This is a genomic window from Allobosea sp. Root670, from assembly GCF_001429415.1.
GTDB lineage: Bacteria > Pseudomonadota > Alphaproteobacteria > Rhizobiales > Beijerinckiaceae > Allobosea > Allobosea robiniae.
On sequence record NZ_LMJU01000001.1, the window covers coordinates 288,354 to 302,964 of the forward strand.

Sequence of the window (14,611 nt, forward strand, 5' to 3'; positions counted from 1 at the left end):
GAGCCGGCGGAGCGATGCAGAAGAAGAACCAGAGCCTGCCCGCCAGCATCATCGCCTCGCTGCGCCAGCGCAACAACCGCCCCGGCACCGTTTCGGCCGGAGAGAACGGTCGTTCCGGGGGCACGCTGGTCGCCTCCTACAACGTCCATAAATGCGTCGGCGTCGATGGCCGCTTCGATCCCGGCCGGATCGGGCAGGTGATCCGCGAGATCGCGCCGGATGTCATCGCCCTGCAGGAGGCCGACAAGCGCTTCGGCGCCCGCCACGGCCTGCTCGACCTCGCCCGGCTGAAAGACGAGACCGGCCTCGTCCCTGTTCCCGTGGAAAGCACCAATGCCGCGGCGCATGGCTGGCACGGCAATGTCGTGCTGTTCCGGCAGGGGCTGGTGCGCGACGTCCATCAGGTCTCGCTGCCGGGGCTGGAGCCGCGCGGCGCGCTGGTCGTCGATATCGACATGGAGAGCGGTGCGGCACTTCGGATCGTCGCGGCCCATCTTGGCCTGCTCAGGCGCTCGCGCTCGCAGCAGGCCCGCATGATCATCGACCTGATGCGCAGCCGGGACGAGCGCCCCACGCTCCTGCTCGGCGACCTCAACGAATGGCGCCTCGGCGGCCGCTCGGCACTGAGCGCGCTCGATGCCGCCTTCGGCGCGATGCCCGTGCCGGTCCCGAGCTTCCCGGCCGGGCTGCCCTTGCTGGCGCTCGACCGGATCATCGCCAACCGCCCGGAAATCCTGTCGCAGGTCGCGGTCCATGATACGCCGCTCGCGCGCATCGCCTCCGACCATCTGCCGATCAAGGCCTTCGTCGATCCGGCCATGGCGGCGCTGCCGGTCAGCGCCCCCGATTTCATGATCGCGCCGGCCGAGCCGGCGGGCCCCGGCAGGGCAGCCTTGCATGCCAAGGAGGCGCCGCTGCCCCTTCCCGCATCCTCGCCAGGCGGCAAGGGACGCGCGGGCAGCAATCGCGAACTCGTGCGCAAGGCCGGCGCCCAATTGAAGCGCGCCGTCAAGCGCACCTTGCGACGGTCGGACGCCCCTTCCCGCTAACGACCACCGCCTGCGCGAAGCGTTGCAGAGCACGGCTTCATGCCGGCAATGCGCTTCAGCGCTGGCCAATCCCGGTGAAGCCTGCTTTCTGGATTCATCAGCCGTCTCATGGCGCAGAATCAGATGCCGGATAACTTGGCCGAGCGCCCAAGCGCGCCGCAGCTCTTCCTGATCTTCACGCGGATCGGGCTGACCAGTTTCGGCGGCGGCCTGAGCGGCTGGATGCTCCGGGAATTCGTGCAGCGCCGGCGCCTGATGAGCGAAGAGGATTTCCTCAACGGGCTCTCGGTCGCGCAGGCCCTGCCCGGCGTCAATGTCACCAACATGGCGATCTGGATCGGCTACAAGCTCGGCGGACGCAACGGCGCCATCGCCTCCTGGCTCGGCATCGTCGTGCCCGCCGCCTTCGTCATCGTCCTGATCGGCAGCGCCTTCGCCTCGCTCAGCAGCTATGAACTCAGCCATGTCGCGCTGAGCGGCGCGGCTTCGGGTGCGATCGGCCTGTCGCTGGCAATGGGGCTGACCGCCGCGCGACGAGTGCCGCGCCGGGTCTTCCCGCTCGCGATCATGGCCGCGACCTTCGTCGCGGTCGCGATCCTGAAATGGCCATTGCTCTGGACGGTGCTCGGCTTCGGCTCGCTCAGCGTCGCCGTGACCTACCGGGACGGTTGAGCTCTTTTTTGTTTCAGTCGCATTTTCTTCACGCGAACCGGTGCCCACTTCGCTCGAAAATACTTTAGGCCGATGCAATCCCTGCCCTTCAGCATCCTGCTCGTCTTCCTGCCGCTCTCGCTGGTGACCATCGGCGGCGGCCAGAGCGCCATCGCCGATATGCATCGCCAGATCGTCGAGGTGCATCAGTGGATGAGCGCCGCCCAATTCGTCGACGCCTTCGCGATCGCGCGGCTGGCGCCGGGGCCGGGCTCGCTGCTGGCGACGCTGATCGGCTGGCAGATCGCCGGGTTCTGGGGCGCGCTCGCCGCCACCGCCGGCATCTTCGGGCCGACCGCCTTCCTGATCTACGGGGTCGCCCATATCTGGTCGCGCTACGAGGGCGCCCGCCTGCTGCGCGCCCTCGAGAAGGGCTTGCGACCTGTCGCTGCGGGCATGATCCTGGCGGCGAGCTATGTGCTGATCCAGTCCCTCGACAGCGGCTGGCTCGGCCGCGGCATCGCGCTGGTCTCGACAGCCCTGCTGATGCTGACGCCGGTCAATCCGCTCTTGCTGATCGCTGGCGGCGCCGGCTGTTTCGTCGGGCTGCACCTGCTGGCGCTGATCTGACCGCCGCCCGCGGAGCCGGGCCAAGGCTCCAGCTTCACTAGCCACGGAGCATTGAACAAAGCCCCTCTCTATTTGTTCAGATAGGGCTTTACACAACAGGTAATTGTAATAACTATATTATATTGAAGGCTTTTTCTTTGAATTATAGCAATTATTATATTGCTATCTCGCAAAGAATCAACTTGCGAATCCTTTGAGAAGACTATTACACGCCCCGGACATGGGACTGGGGTTACGTAATGAATAATAATTCTAGATTGGCTTTCCTGGCAGCTTTGCTGTCGACAACAGCTCTTTCGGTGGCACAGGCGCAAACGCAGGCGCCGCAGGTCAATGCGCCCAGCAGTGAGCAGATGATCCCGCTCGACCAGATCACGGTCACGGCGTCGCGCGGCGAGAAGCAGGTTCTCGATGTTCCCGGCACCGTCAGCGTGATCACGCGGCAGGAACTCGACGAGCGGATCACCCGCGACACGCAGGACCTGGTGCGCTACCAGCCGGGCGTCAGCGTCAACCGCATCACCAGCAGCACCGACCCGTTCGGAAATTACGGCGGCTTCACCATCCGCGGCGTCGGCGGCAACCGGGTGCAGATGCAGGTCGATGGCTCGCGCGTGATCGAGCGCGTCACCGACGGCAACCGCGACTTCGTCGACCTGCCCTTCCTCAAGAATGTCGAGATCGTGCGCGGGCCGGGCTCGGTGCTGTGGGGCGCGGACGCGCTCGGCGGCATCGTCGCCTACCGCACGCTCGACCCGGAAGACTTGCTGAAGGGCAAGGACAAGCCCTACGCCGCCAGGCTGAGCACCAGCTATGACAGCCTCGACCGCTCCTTCGTGAAGACCGGGATCGCGGCCTTCCGCTTCTCACCGATGCTGGAGGGCATCGTCGGCGTCAGCCAGAAGAGCGCCCAGGAGGCACGGTTGACCAAGGCGCGGGCCGATGGCGGCCGCTGGGGCTGCCCGGTGCCGACGATGCGCTTCCTCGGCTGCGACAGGCTCAATCCGCTCGACGTCACTGTCTGGAACAGCTTCGCCAAGCTCGTCTTCAAGCCGACAACAGACCACACCTTCAAGCTGACCGGCGAATACTACGACAGCGATTCGACGGTGAACCAGCTCTACAACTACAACGTCGTGAGTTCCGGCATCCGCAACGGGCCGAACATCCGCAACCAGGTCAAGAGCCGCAAGCGGGTCGCGCTCGAGCACGAATGGCAGGCGGGCTTGAGCTTCCTCGATTCCGTGCGCTGGCAGGCCTCGTTCTCGCCGCAGGAGCGGACCTTCGTCACCAACAACCTGCAGACACTCGCCAACGGCCAGCAGCGCCTGACACGCGGCCTGCACGACTATTCCGAGCAGTTCTCGCAGCTCGACATCCAGGCGAAGTCGAGCTTCGGGCTCGGCCCGAGCTTCCATCGCCTGACCTACGGCTTCCAGGGCGACATCACCAAGACCAACTACAAGCGCCAGGACGACGTCAGGAATCTCGCCACGGGCGTGACGACGACGACGATCGCCGGCGGCTTCAACTTTGCGAACTCGACGACGAACCGCTACGATTTCTATCTCCAGGACGAAATCGAGCTGCTGTCCGGCCGCTGGACGATCACGCCCGGCCTGCGCTACGCGAACTATAACATCGATCCCAAGCCGGGGCCGGGCTACCAGATCGCGGTGGGCAAGGAGCCGCGCGAACTCACCTCGCACCGACTGGTCCCGCAGATCGGCACGATCTTCAAGCTCGACGACACCTATTCGATCTATGGCCGCTATGCCGAAGGCTTCAAGATGCCGACGGCCGAGCAGCTCTATACCTCGCTGCCGTCGACGGGCTTCAACCTGATCCCGAACCCTGACCTGCGGCCGGAAAGCGTCCGCTCCTACGAAGCCGGTTTCCGTGGCAAGTTCGCGGATGGCTGGTTCTCGGTCGGCGTCTTCCACGCGCGCTACAAGGACTTCATTCAGTCCCTGTACAACATCCCCGGCACCAACGATTACACCTCCCGGAACCTGTCGCAGGTGCAGATCTCCGGTATCGAGGCCTCCGCGGAATGGCGCTTCCACGAGCGCTGGCTGGCGAGCGCCACGCTCAGCTACCAATACGGCAAGCAGCGCGTCGAGGCGGGCCTGCCCGTCACGCCCTTCGACGTCAATCCGTTCAAGGCCGTCACCGGGTTGAAATACATGATGCCCGAATACGGGCTCGAGGCCGAGGTGATCGGCACCTTCGCAGGCGGCGCGACCCGGGCAAGCTCGCCCACCCTCTTCAAGCAGGGCGGCTATTCGGTGTTCGACGCCTATCTGAGCTGGAAGCCGACCTCGTCCATCACCGTGCGCGGCGGCGTCGATAACATCTTTGACAAGCGCTACTTCGCCAACCTGGTCGGCGGGACGACCTATGCGAAGACGGCGGCTGTCTGCACCAGCCCGGCCAGTTGCGTTGCCGCCGCCAACCCACTGGAACTGCAGACCGCACCGGGGCGCACCTTCAAGCTCTCCGCTTCCGTCGAATTCTGATCCTGTTCGAGACGCCGGACGCCAAAAGCCCGGCGGATCAGCGGCGCCCCGGCCGAGACCCCGGGGCGTCGCAACCCTTTTGGAGACCATCATGAGCAACGAGACCAACCCGCGCGAAAAGCTCGTGCAATCGCCAGCCGAAATCCTGCAGAGCCTGCCCGCCATGGGCCGCGTCATGCTGAGCACCCGCTCCGGCGGTGCCACCCATGAGCGGATGGGCGCAGTCGAGACCGTGACCATCGCCGGGAACGAAGCCCGCCTGTCCGGCGCCTGCCATGACAGCCGCATCGACCTTGCAACCGTCGTCAGCATCGTCGCCGACCGGACCAGCAAGATGCGCGAGCGCGTGCTGCCGCGCCTGGAATGCCAGGATGCGGCCGGCGAGACGCTGTTCAGCCTGATCGGGCTCAACGGGCTGGAGCCCTTCGACAAGGCGCTGGAGCCGCTCGGCGCCGGCGAGGCGCTAGAGCCGGTCCAGCGCGAGGCGCCCGGCAGCGGCGGCTCCGCCGAGGTGCCGGAGGACGATCTCGGCGCCCGCAGCTTCGCCGCGATCCTGGCCAGCGGCAAAGCGATCGCCATCGATATCGAGCGCGCCGGCCTGTTCCAGCACTGGCAAGGCGCCCTGCCCGAACCCAAGCCCGCGATGGGCTTCGTCAACATCATGCAGGGCGATTTGCATCTGCATCTCAAGGCCGGCGCGGTGTCGGGCTGGGCGCGAACGGAAAGCGGGGGCGTCGTTTCCCTTCAGGCCCGCGACGCCGAGGGCAAGAGCTTCGGCCTCGTCCTGCGCGGTCCGGCGGCGGCTTTCGCAGAGGTGCCGGGTGTCGATGCTCGCGGCTGACGCCAGCCCGGCCGTCGCAAGCTTCGCCCATCCGCGCGCTAGCTGGCTCTGCCCGGAGACGGGCCGGCTGCTGGCGCAGGGCGAACTGATGCAGGCGATGGCGCGCAAGCGCGTCGTCCTGCTCGGCGAGACGCATGACGTCGCCGAAATCCACCGCTGGCAGCTCCATGTCGCGACCTGCCTGCACCTGCTGCGGCCACAGATGGCTGTTGGCTTTGAGATGTTCCCGCTGCGCATCCAGCCGGTGCTCGACGCCTGGGTCGCGGGCGAGATGAACACCGCGACCTTCATCGAGCGCAGCGAATGGGCTGAGGTCTGGGGCTTCGATCCCGAGCTTTACCTGCCGCTGTTCCATTTCTGCCGGCAGCAGCGGTTGAAGATGCTGGCGCTGAACTGCCATCGGCCTCTGGTCACGCGGGTCGGACAGGTCGGCTGGGAAGCGATCGCGGTCGACGAGCGGGACGGCGTCACGCCGGCCGCCCCTGCGACCGAGGGCTATCGTGCCTATCTCGCGGCGATCACCGGCCGCTTCGCCGGATCGGCCCGACCGGAAGCGATGGCGCCGGAGCGTTTCGACCGCTTCGTGCGGGCGCAGCAGTGCTGGGATCGCTCCTTCGCCTGCCGGATCGCCGACCATCTCGCGGCAGCGGAGGACGATCCGCTGGTCGTGGGGATCATCGGGCGTGGCCATCTCGAATACGGCCATGGCACACCGTTCCAGTTGCGCGATCTCGGCATCGAGGATGTCGCGGTACTGCTGCCGGAGACAGCCGCAACCCATGACCCCAGCGCCGTGGCCGGCATCGCCGACGCGCTCTTCCGACTCGATACGCCCGAGCCTCCGCAATCGCGGCGGACGACGCGGGCCGCGTCATGAGGGCCGTGTTCTCGCAGATCGTCGGGCTGACCCGGCTTTGCATCGCCGGGCCGGGCGGCAAGGTCGGCGCGTTCTATTTCCTGCTGATCTTCGGGCTCGGCCTCGCCCAGGTACAGGTCATGGTCCGGCTGATCTCCTGGACCGCTGATTTCTACAACGCGCTGCAGAAGCTCGATGTCGACGGCGCGCTGAGGCAGATCGCGATCTTCTTCGGCCTCATCGCGATCAGCGTGGGCCTGCATCTCTCCAGCGCCTATCTGCGCAAGATGGTGCAGATCCGCTGGCGGCGCGCGCTGACCGAGGCCGCGCTGGATCGCTGGCTCGCCGGCAAGGCCTATTGGCATCTGCGCGAGCGCACCGACCACGGGCTCGACAATCCCGACCAGCGCATCGCCGAGGACTGCCGCATCTTCGTCGAGAAGCTCGCGATCGAAGGCATGGAGCTCGCCACGAATAGCGTCGCGCTGGTGACCTATGTCTCGATCCTCTGGTCGCTTTCAACGTTCGCGCTGTCGTTCAGCCTGTTCGGCTACGCGATTGAAATCCCGCGCTACATGGTCTGGGCCGCGCCGCTCTACGTGGCGATCGCCACCTTCATCACGCATGGGCTCGGGCGCCCGCTGAAGGCGCTCAACATCGAGCAGCAGCGGCGCGAGGCCGATTTCCGCTTCTCGCTGGTCAGGCTGCGCGAGCATGTCGAAGCGGTGGCGCTGGCCGATGGCGAGCCGGCCGAGCGAAGGCTGTTCCGCGAGCGCTTCGGCGCGATCGCCGGGAACTGGCAGAGGCTGGCCAATCGCGAGCTGATCCTCGGCTTCTTCACGCGGCCCTATTTCCAGACGGTGCTGCGCATCCCGCTCTTCCTCGCGCTGCCGGCCTATCTAGCCGGGCGCGTCACCTTCGGCGGGCTGATGCAGATCGGCTCGGCCTTCCAGAACGTGGTGACGACGCTGTCCTGGTTCGTGTTCTCCTATCACGACCTCACCGAGCTCGCGGCGGCAGCGAGCCGCCTGTCGCATTTCATGAGGGCTGCCGAAGACGCGGCCGCGCCGGTGGCGGGCCCTGCCCTGCACAAGACGGGCGAGGCGAGGCTGCGGCTGCGCGATCTCATGCTCGCGACGCCCGCGGGGCGCCGTCTCGCGCCGATCCCGAATCTCACGCTGGAGGCCGGCGGCAGCTATTGGCTCGCGGCGCCTTCCGGCCATGGCAAGAGCACGCTGGCGAAGGCCATCGCCGGGCTCTGGGTACATGGCGAGGGCCGGATCGAACGGCCGCAGGGGCGCATCCTCGTCCTGCCGCAGCAGCCCTATCTGCCGCTCGGCGATCTCCGCACCACCCTCGCCTATCCGCAACCGCCGGAGGCCGTCGACGACGAGAGGCTGCGCGAGGCGCTCGCCGCCGTCGGGCTGGAGGCGCTCTGGCCGCTCGACGCGGAAGGCTGGATGGACATGCGGCGCGGCCTCTCCGGGGGCGAGCGCCAGCGCTTCGCCCTGGCGCGCGCCTTGCTTCAGGAGCCCGACTGGCTCGTGCTCGATGAGGCGACCAGCGCGCTGGATGCCGAGAGCGAGGCGCAGGTGCTCGCCGCACTGCGCCGGGCCCTGCCCGCGAGCACCCTGATCCTGATCGCGCATCGCGCGCCACAGGGCCTCGGTTCGCTCCGGATGATCGAACTCGTGCAGCCGCCGTCGCGAGCGGATACCAGTCTCGCCACGGCCGTCGTGCAGGTCGAACCGGTAGGCTGAGCGGCGTCGGGGCTCGCCGCGGCTACCGCCCGCGGATCAGGTCGGCGGCCTGATAGCCCCAATAGGTCAACTGGACGGCGGCGGTGCCGAAAGGACCGCCGTTCCAGACCAGACCGAAGGGCGCGAACAGCTTGTAGCGGTCGCTGGCGCCCCGGATCGCCTCGGCGATGACGGTACCGCCGATCGCGGTCGTGTTCATGCCGTGGCCACCGAAGGCGGTGCAGTACCAGACGCCCGGCCGGTACTGACCGATCTGCGGCATGAGATGGCGCGCATAGGACATCAGGCCGGACCATGCTGCCTCGACCTTCAGCGCGGCGAGCTGCGGATAGGTCGTGATCATCTCGTGGCGCAGGATCGCGGCGACGTCGCTGGGCTCGGTCGTGCGCGTGGTGATGCGCCCGCCCCAGAGGATGCGCGAGCCGTCCTCGACCGTGCGGTAATAATCGCCGGCGCGCCGATCGTCGCCGACGCCGGTGCCGATGCGGATCGCCTGGCGGATCAGGTCCGGCGCGGCCTCGGTCAGCAGCACATAGGTCGCGATCGGGATATAGGCGCGGCGCAGCGCCGGCAGCACGTCGCCGGTATAGCCGCCGGTGGTGAACAGCACCTGATCGGCCTCGATCGTCGCCTTGGCCGTCTTGAGCTGCTTCACCGCGCCGTCGAGTTCGCAGGAGATCACCGGCGAGCCTTCATGGATCTTGCCGCCAAGCCGGACGATCTCGCGGGCGAGCGCGCGAGCGTAGTTCAGCGGGTGGAAATGGAAGGAATCGTCGGCCGTGAGCGAGGCGTGGTATTTTGGCGAGTTGAGCAGCGCGCGGGTCTCGTCGCGGCCGAGATAGCGTAGCTTGCGGCCGAAGCGCTTCTCCTGCGTGTCGCGCACGGCCTGAAGCCCGGCGCCGCCTTCATAGCGCACGACCTTCATGATCCCGGGCGATGGCGCGGCCTCGGTGATCGCGAGGCTTTCGATATTGCCCCGAACGATCTCGACGCCTTCCATCGTCAGGCGATAGAGTTCGTCGGCCTGCTCGCGCCCAGTCTGGCGCTCGATCGCGGCAAGCGAGGTCGCATAGCCCGGGCTGACGAAGCCGCCATTGCGTCCGGACGCGCCCCAGGCGACGCGCTCAGCCTCCAGCAACAGCACGGAACGGCCGGCGCGGGCGAGATCGAGCGCGGCGGTGAGGCCGGCCAGGCCGCCGCCGACGATGCAGATATCCGTCTTCAGCGTGCCTTCGGCCGGCGGATAGCTCTCCTGCGTCGCGAGGGTGCGGCGGTAATAGGTGTCGATATAGGAGGACATGCGGTCTCGCGGAGGCAGGCGGCGGGTTGTTTCGTCGTCGGCGCGCGCGATCCGCCATCGGTTTTTCCAGCGGCGGATCGCGGATTTCGGTGTTTACTCAGCGGCTTCCGCCGTGCGCGACCCCGGCGGATCGAAGGCCTGGATCGGCGGCAGATTGCCGTCGAAGCGCGCGACCTGCACCGTGGTGAGCTGCCCGGTGCAGCCCTGCGCCAGCGCCGAGGTGCCGATATCGCGGGTCAGCACGTTCGGATTGCCGTGGACACAGAGCGGCTTGTCCTCGTTCGCGTCGGCGGGGTCGTACCAGGCGCCAGTGGGCAACTGGATCACGCCCTTGCGGATGCCGTCGGTAACATGGACCGCGGCCAGACAGGCGCCGCGCTCGTTCGAGAGCCGGATGATGTCGCCATCGGCGATGCCGCGCAGGCCTGCATCGTCCGGATGCATATGCGCGATCTCGCGGCCGCGATGCTTGGCGTCATTGCTATGGCCGCCGAAATCGAACTGGCTGTGCAGGCGGGTCCGCGGCTGGTTGGCGACGAGCACATAGGGGTTGGCGTCATCGGGGACGTTGGTCGCGCCAAGCCAGGTCGGATGGCCGGGGCAATCCGCCTCGCCGAAGCCGGCGATGGTCTCGGAGTAGATCTCCAGCTTGCCGCTCGGGGTCCGTAGCGGCGAAGCGTCCGGGTCGGCCCGGAAGGCGCGCAGATTGCCGCCATCATCCGGCTGCTGCGGCAGGTCGAAGCCCTCGCCCGCCCAGAACTCGGCAAAGCTCGGCGCCGGCAGGCCCTTCGCCGCCAACGCGTTGCGGGTCGGTTCGTAGAGATGCTCCAGCCATTGCCGGGCAGTGCGGCCCTCGGTGAAGGCCTCGCCCGTGCCGAGGCGCTCGGCGAGATCGGCGAAGATCGCGTAGTCGTCGCGCGCCTCGCCATAGGGCGCGACGACCGGATGCATCGGCACCAGCAGCGGATCGTTGGGATTGCCACCGATATCCTCGCGCTCCAGCGTCATCGTGCAGGGCAGCACGATATCGGCGTGGCGCGCCGTCGCGGTCCAGGCGAGCTCGTGCACGACCAGCGTGTCGATGCGGGCGAAGGCCTCGCGCAGGCGGTTGAGATCCTGATGATGGTGGAACGGGTTGCCGCCGGCCCAATAGACCAGCTTGATCTCGGGATAGGTCCGGGTCTGGCCGTTATAGCGATAGGTCGTGCCCGGGTTGAGCAGCATGTCCGCGATGCGCGCAACCGGGATGTAGTCGCTGATCGGGTTCCTGCCTTGCGAGAAGGTCGGCATCGGCACGGCATTGTAGCGCCGGCCGTAATAGGCGATGGCACCGAGGCCGTAGCCATAGCCGCCGCCGGGCAGGCCGATCTGGCCGAGCGCCGCAGCGAGCACCATGCCCATCCAGACCGGCTGCTCGCCATGGGCAGCGCGCTGCAGGGCATGGGCCACGACGATGAGCGCGCGCTTGCCGTGGAGACGCTTCGCCAGCGCGACGATCTCCTCGGCCGGCAGGCCGGCGATCGGGGCGGCCCAGTTGGCGTCCTTCGGCTGCCCGTCGGTCTCGCCGAGCAGATAACGCTCGAAGACCGGCCAGCCGGCGGTATAGCGGTCGAGGAAGGCGCGGTCGTGCAGGCCGTTGACGACGAGCGTATGGACCAGCGCCAGCATCAACGCCGTGTCGCTGCCGGGCTTGTTCGCCACCCAGTCGGCCCTGGCTCCGGCCGGCAGGTCGCTGCGCAGCGGGCTGACCAGCACGAATTCGCAACCGCGCTCCTGCGCCCGCTCCATCGCGCCGCGCTCGACATGGCGGCTGGTGCCGCCGCCGGCGACCATGCTGTTCTTCAGCGCCATGCCGCCGAAGGCGAGCACGATCTCGCTGTGATCGGCGATCTGCTCCCAGGAGACGTTGCGCTTCACCAGGTCCTCGTAGTCGCCGATGATATGCGGCACGAGGACGGAGGAGGCGCCCGAGGAATAGCTGTTGACCGACTTCACATAGCCACCGGTCGAGGTGTTCAGGAAGCGGTGGATCTGGCTCTGGGCATGATGGAAGCGGCCGGCGCTGGCCCAGCCATAGGAGCCGCCGAAGATCGCGCCGGGCCCGAAATCGTCGCGCACGCGGCGCAGTTCGGCCGCGAGCTTGTCGAGCACGGCAGACCAGGACATCGGCACGTATTCGTCGCGTCCGCGGCGATCGTCGGGACCCGGCCCGTTCTCCAGCCAGCCGCGGCGGACCATCGGCTGCGCGATGCGGGCGCGGTGGCGCAGCGCCGCCGGGAAATTCTGGATGATCTCGTTGGGATCGGGATCACCCTCATGCGGACGGACTTCGAGCTGCCCTTCCTTCATGCGGGCCGAGAACACGCCCCAATGCGAGGTATGCGGGCGGAACGCCTCGCTTTCGGCCACAGCTTCGCCTGCCGGAACGATCGGAGCCGTCATCGCCTTTACCCTCACCTTTTCGGACTGAAACAGCCCTTCCCTCATTCCGCTGGTCCGCGAACGATCGCAAGGGGTTTTCGCGGATTGCAGACAGGCGCCGCACGCTTGGCCCAATGCAGAAAGGCCCGGCCGCTCGTCGCAGCCGGGCCTTTCCCTGTTCCGTCAAAAGGATCGCGTCGTGATCAGCGGATCGGCGCCGCGTATTGCAGGCCGCCATTGGTCCAGAGCGCATTCTGGCCGCGCGCGATCTTGAGGAGCGAGCCCTGGCCGAGATTGCGCTCGAACATCTCGCCGTAATTGCCGGTCGCCTTGATGGCGTTATAGGCCCAGTCGTTCTTGAGGCCGAGCGCCTCGCCGAAGGTGCCTTCCTTGCCGAGCAGGCGCTTGATCTCCGGGTTGTCGGACTTCTCGCGCATCTCGTCGACATTCGCCTGGGTCACGCCGAGCTCCTCGGCCGTGACCTGGGCGAAATGGACCCAGGTGACGATGTCGAACCACTGGTCGTCGCCGTGGCGGGTGACGTAGCCCAGCGGCTCCTTCGAGATCGTCTCCGGCAGCACGATGTGATCGGCCGGGGCCTTGAAGCGCATGCGCTCGGCATAGAGGCCGGACGCGTCCGTGGTGAAGGCGTCGCAGCGGCCGCTCTCATAGGCCTCGGTCGCCTCGTTGTTGGTGGCGAAGGTCACCGGCTCGAACTTCATGTTGTTCTTGCGGAAATAATCCGCGGTGTTGAGCTCGGTCGTGGTGCCCTGCTGGATGCAGATCGAGGCGCCGCTGAGCTCCTTCGCCGATTTGATGTTCAGCGACTTCTTCACCATGAAGCCCTGGCCGTCATAGTAATAGGTCGCGCGGAAGTTCTGGCCGAGCGTGGTGTCGCGGCTCATGGTCCAGGTCGTGGTGGCGGCGATGAGATCGGTCTCACCCGACTGGAGCGCGGTGATCCGGTCCTTCGAGGGGAGCTGGATGAACTTCACCTTGGACTTGTCGCCGAAGACGGCCGCGGCCAGCGCCCGGCAATAATCGGCGTTGATGCCGGTCAGGACGCCATTCGCGTCCGGCACCGCGAAGCCGGCGAGATTCGCACCGGTCCCGCAGTTCAGGACGCCACGCGACTGAATGGTCTTCAGGGTCTGCGCTTCGGCCGACACCGAAACGGCGCAAACGGCAGCAGCGGCAAGCGCCAAGGTCAACTTCATTGTTCCATCCCCATATTACGGTAGTGCCGACGATGTTCCACGCGGCCCGGCTTCCGTCAATCGGCAGCACGGGCCTTTCCTTCCGGAAGCTTGCCGTTCCGTCTTATTGCAGGTCGGCGAAGGCGAGCTTCAGGCGCTCGACCGCCTCCGTGACCACATCGCGCGGCGTCGCCAGGTTGAAGCGCAGGAAGCTCTCGCCGCCCTTGCCGAAGGTCGGGCCGTGATTGATGGCGATCTTCGCCTGCTTCTCGACGCGCGCCGTGAACTCGGCCGTATCCATCCCCGTTCCCGAGAAATCCGCCCAGGCGAGATAGGTCGATTCCAGCGGCATCGAGCGCACGCCCGGAATCGCGTTGATCCCGGTGTCGAAGATACGGCGGTTGCCGTCGAGATAGAGATTGAGGGCATCGACCCAGGCCGCGCCTTCCGGGCTGTAGGCCGCGGTCGCCATCGCCATGCCGAAGGAATTCGGGGAGATGCCGAGCGCTTCCATGCGCCCGCGGAACAGGTCGCGCAGCCGCTCGTCGGGGATGATGACGTTGCCGATATGGGCGCCGGCGATGTTGAAGGTCTTGGTCGTCGCCGTCATCATGACCAGGCGGTCCATGATCTCGGGCGCCGCGACCGGCATCACCATGTGCTTCTGGCCGGGCATGACCAGATCGTGGTGGATCTCGTCCGACACGAGGACGAGGTCGTGGCGCTTGCAGAAATCGGCGATCGCCCGCAATTCGTCCCGCGTCCAGACCCGGCCGCCCGGATTATGCGGCGAGCACAGGATGAGCATGCGCTCGGTGCCGGTCATCGCGGCATCCCAGGCGGGGATGTCGAGGACGTAGCGCCCTTCCTCCAGCGCCAGCGGGCATTCGACGACGCGCCGCCCGGACGAAGTCACGATGCGCGCGAAGGCATGATAGACCGGCGTCATCAGCACGACGCCGTCGCCGGGCCTGGTATAGGCCTCGACGCAGAGCGCCGTGCCGTTGACGAGGCCATGCGTGGTGAAGATCGAGGCCGGCTCGACATCCCAGCCGTGCCGGTTCGACATCCACCAGCGGATCGCCGCGAGATAGGCCCGGTCATCGCCAAAATAGCCGTAGATGCCATGGGCGTTCATGCCATCGAGCGCGGTCTGGACGCAGGCCGGCGGGCGGAAGTCCATATCCGCCACCCACATCGCGATGCCGCCATCGGCCGGCACGCCATAGACGGTTTCCATCTTGTCCCATTTGGCCGAATGGGTGCCGCGGCGATCGATCCGCTCGTCGAAATTGGGAGAAAACTGCATGAGACCCTGCCGGCTAACACGGAGAATATCCTTCCCCTAGCAGGTCCCGCGGGAGAACACAGCCGCTGCCGGGCGCAAC

The 14,611-nt window shown here is 66.9% G+C and carries 10 protein-coding genes and 1 pseudogene; 7 read left to right on the forward strand and 4 right to left on the reverse strand.

Annotated elements, in window-relative coordinates:
• Window positions 1–14 precede the first annotated feature (14 nt).
• The 7 genes and pseudogenes from ASE61_RS01290 to ASE61_RS01320 form a co-directional block, all read left to right on the forward strand.
• A pseudogene (locus ASE61_RS01290) lies at window positions 15–812 on the forward strand (endonuclease/exonuclease/phosphatase family protein); the annotation flags it as partial.
• A gap of 360 nt (window positions 813–1,172) precedes the next feature.
• A complete protein-coding gene (locus tag ASE61_RS01295) occupies window positions 1,173–1,721 on the forward strand; it encodes a chromate transporter (protein ID WP_142115283.1) in 549 nt (182 codons plus the stop codon).
• A 72-nt stretch (window positions 1,722–1,793) separates the two neighbouring features.
• Window positions 1,794–2,330, forward strand: coding sequence for a chromate transporter (locus ASE61_RS01300; RefSeq protein WP_061963888.1), 537 nt, complete (start codon window positions 1,794–1,796; stop codon window positions 2,328–2,330).
• A gap of 299 nt (window positions 2,331–2,629) precedes the next feature.
• Entirely contained in the window at window positions 2,630–4,849 is a 2,220-nt protein-coding gene (locus ASE61_RS01305) for a TonB-dependent hemoglobin/transferrin/lactoferrin family receptor (protein WP_162260048.1), read from the forward strand.
• A 91-nt stretch (window positions 4,850–4,940) separates the two neighbouring features.
• A complete protein-coding gene (locus tag ASE61_RS01310) occupies window positions 4,941–5,690 on the forward strand; it encodes a ChuX/HutX family heme-like substrate-binding protein (protein WP_061963892.1) in 750 nt (249 codons plus the stop codon).
• Window positions 5,677–6,567, forward strand: a complete 891-nt coding sequence (locus tag ASE61_RS01315) for a ChaN family lipoprotein (RefSeq protein WP_061963893.1) — start codon at window positions 5,677–5,679, stop codon at window positions 6,565–6,567. The genes ASE61_RS01310 and ASE61_RS01315 overlap by 14 nt, the downstream gene beginning before the upstream one ends.
• Window positions 6,564–8,306: an ABC transporter ATP-binding protein/permease gene (locus ASE61_RS01320; RefSeq protein ID WP_082617009.1), complete on the forward strand. Its 1,743-nt coding sequence runs from the start codon at window positions 6,564–6,566 to the stop codon at window positions 8,304–8,306. Before ASE61_RS01315 ends, ASE61_RS01320 begins: the two co-directional genes overlap by 4 nt.
• 22 nt (window positions 8,307–8,328) lie before the next feature.
• Here ASE61_RS01320 and ASE61_RS01325 read toward each other — a convergent pair whose 3' ends face one another.
• From ASE61_RS01325 to ASE61_RS01340, 4 genes are all read right to left on the reverse strand, one after another.
• The gene (locus ASE61_RS01325; protein WP_061963897.1) at window positions 8,329–9,606 is read right to left on the reverse strand and encodes an NAD(P)/FAD-dependent oxidoreductase; all 1,278 of its coding nucleotides are present in this window, start codon (window positions 9,604–9,606) and stop codon (window positions 8,329–8,331) included.
• A 93-nt stretch (window positions 9,607–9,699) separates the two neighbouring features.
• Window positions 9,700–12,048 carry a molybdopterin guanine dinucleotide-containing S/N-oxide reductase gene (locus ASE61_RS01330; RefSeq protein ID WP_061963899.1) on the reverse strand — a complete coding sequence of 783 codons (2,349 nt, stop codon included), beginning with the start codon at window positions 12,046–12,048 and terminating at the stop codon, window positions 9,700–9,702.
• A gap of 182 nt (window positions 12,049–12,230) precedes the next feature.
• Window positions 12,231–13,244 (reverse strand): amino acid ABC transporter substrate-binding protein, encoded by a 1,014-nt coding sequence (locus ASE61_RS01335; RefSeq protein WP_061963901.1) that lies wholly within the window; start codon window positions 13,242–13,244, stop codon window positions 12,231–12,233.
• 103 nt (window positions 13,245–13,347) lie between these two features.
• Window positions 13,348–14,532, reverse strand: coding sequence for a MalY/PatB family protein (locus ASE61_RS01340; protein ID WP_061963903.1), 1,185 nt, complete (start codon window positions 14,530–14,532; stop codon window positions 13,348–13,350).
• Window positions 14,533–14,611 lie beyond the last annotated feature (79 nt).

Bases quoted from the DNA above. Each gene is read 5' to 3' on its own strand.
- ASE61_RS01295 (WP_142115283.1), top strand. From the start codon at position 1,173: ATGCCGGATAACTTGGCCGAGCGCCCAAGCGCGCCGCAGCTCTTCCTG.
- ASE61_RS01330 (WP_061963899.1), bottom strand. From the start codon at position 12,048: ATGACGGCTCCGATCGTTCCGGCAGGCGAAGCTGTGGCCGAAAGCGAG.
- ASE61_RS01335 (WP_061963901.1), bottom strand. From the start codon at position 13,244: ATGAAGTTGACCTTGGCGCTTGCCGCTGCTGCCGTTTGCGCCGTTTCG.
- ASE61_RS01315 (WP_061963893.1), top strand. From the start codon at position 5,677: ATGCTCGCGGCTGACGCCAGCCCGGCCGTCGCAAGCTTCGCCCATCCG.
- ASE61_RS01325 (WP_061963897.1), bottom strand. From the start codon at position 9,606: ATGTCCTCCTATATCGACACCTATTACCGCCGCACCCTCGCGACGCAG.
- ASE61_RS01340 (WP_061963903.1), bottom strand. From the start codon at position 14,532: ATGCAGTTTTCTCCCAATTTCGACGAGCGGATCGATCGCCGCGGCACC.
- ASE61_RS01310 (WP_061963892.1), top strand. From the start codon at position 4,941: ATGAGCAACGAGACCAACCCGCGCGAAAAGCTCGTGCAATCGCCAGCC.
- ASE61_RS01320 (WP_082617009.1), top strand. From the start codon at position 6,564: ATGAGGGCCGTGTTCTCGCAGATCGTCGGGCTGACCCGGCTTTGCATC.
- ASE61_RS01300 (WP_061963888.1), top strand. From the start codon at position 1,794: ATGCAATCCCTGCCCTTCAGCATCCTGCTCGTCTTCCTGCCGCTCTCG.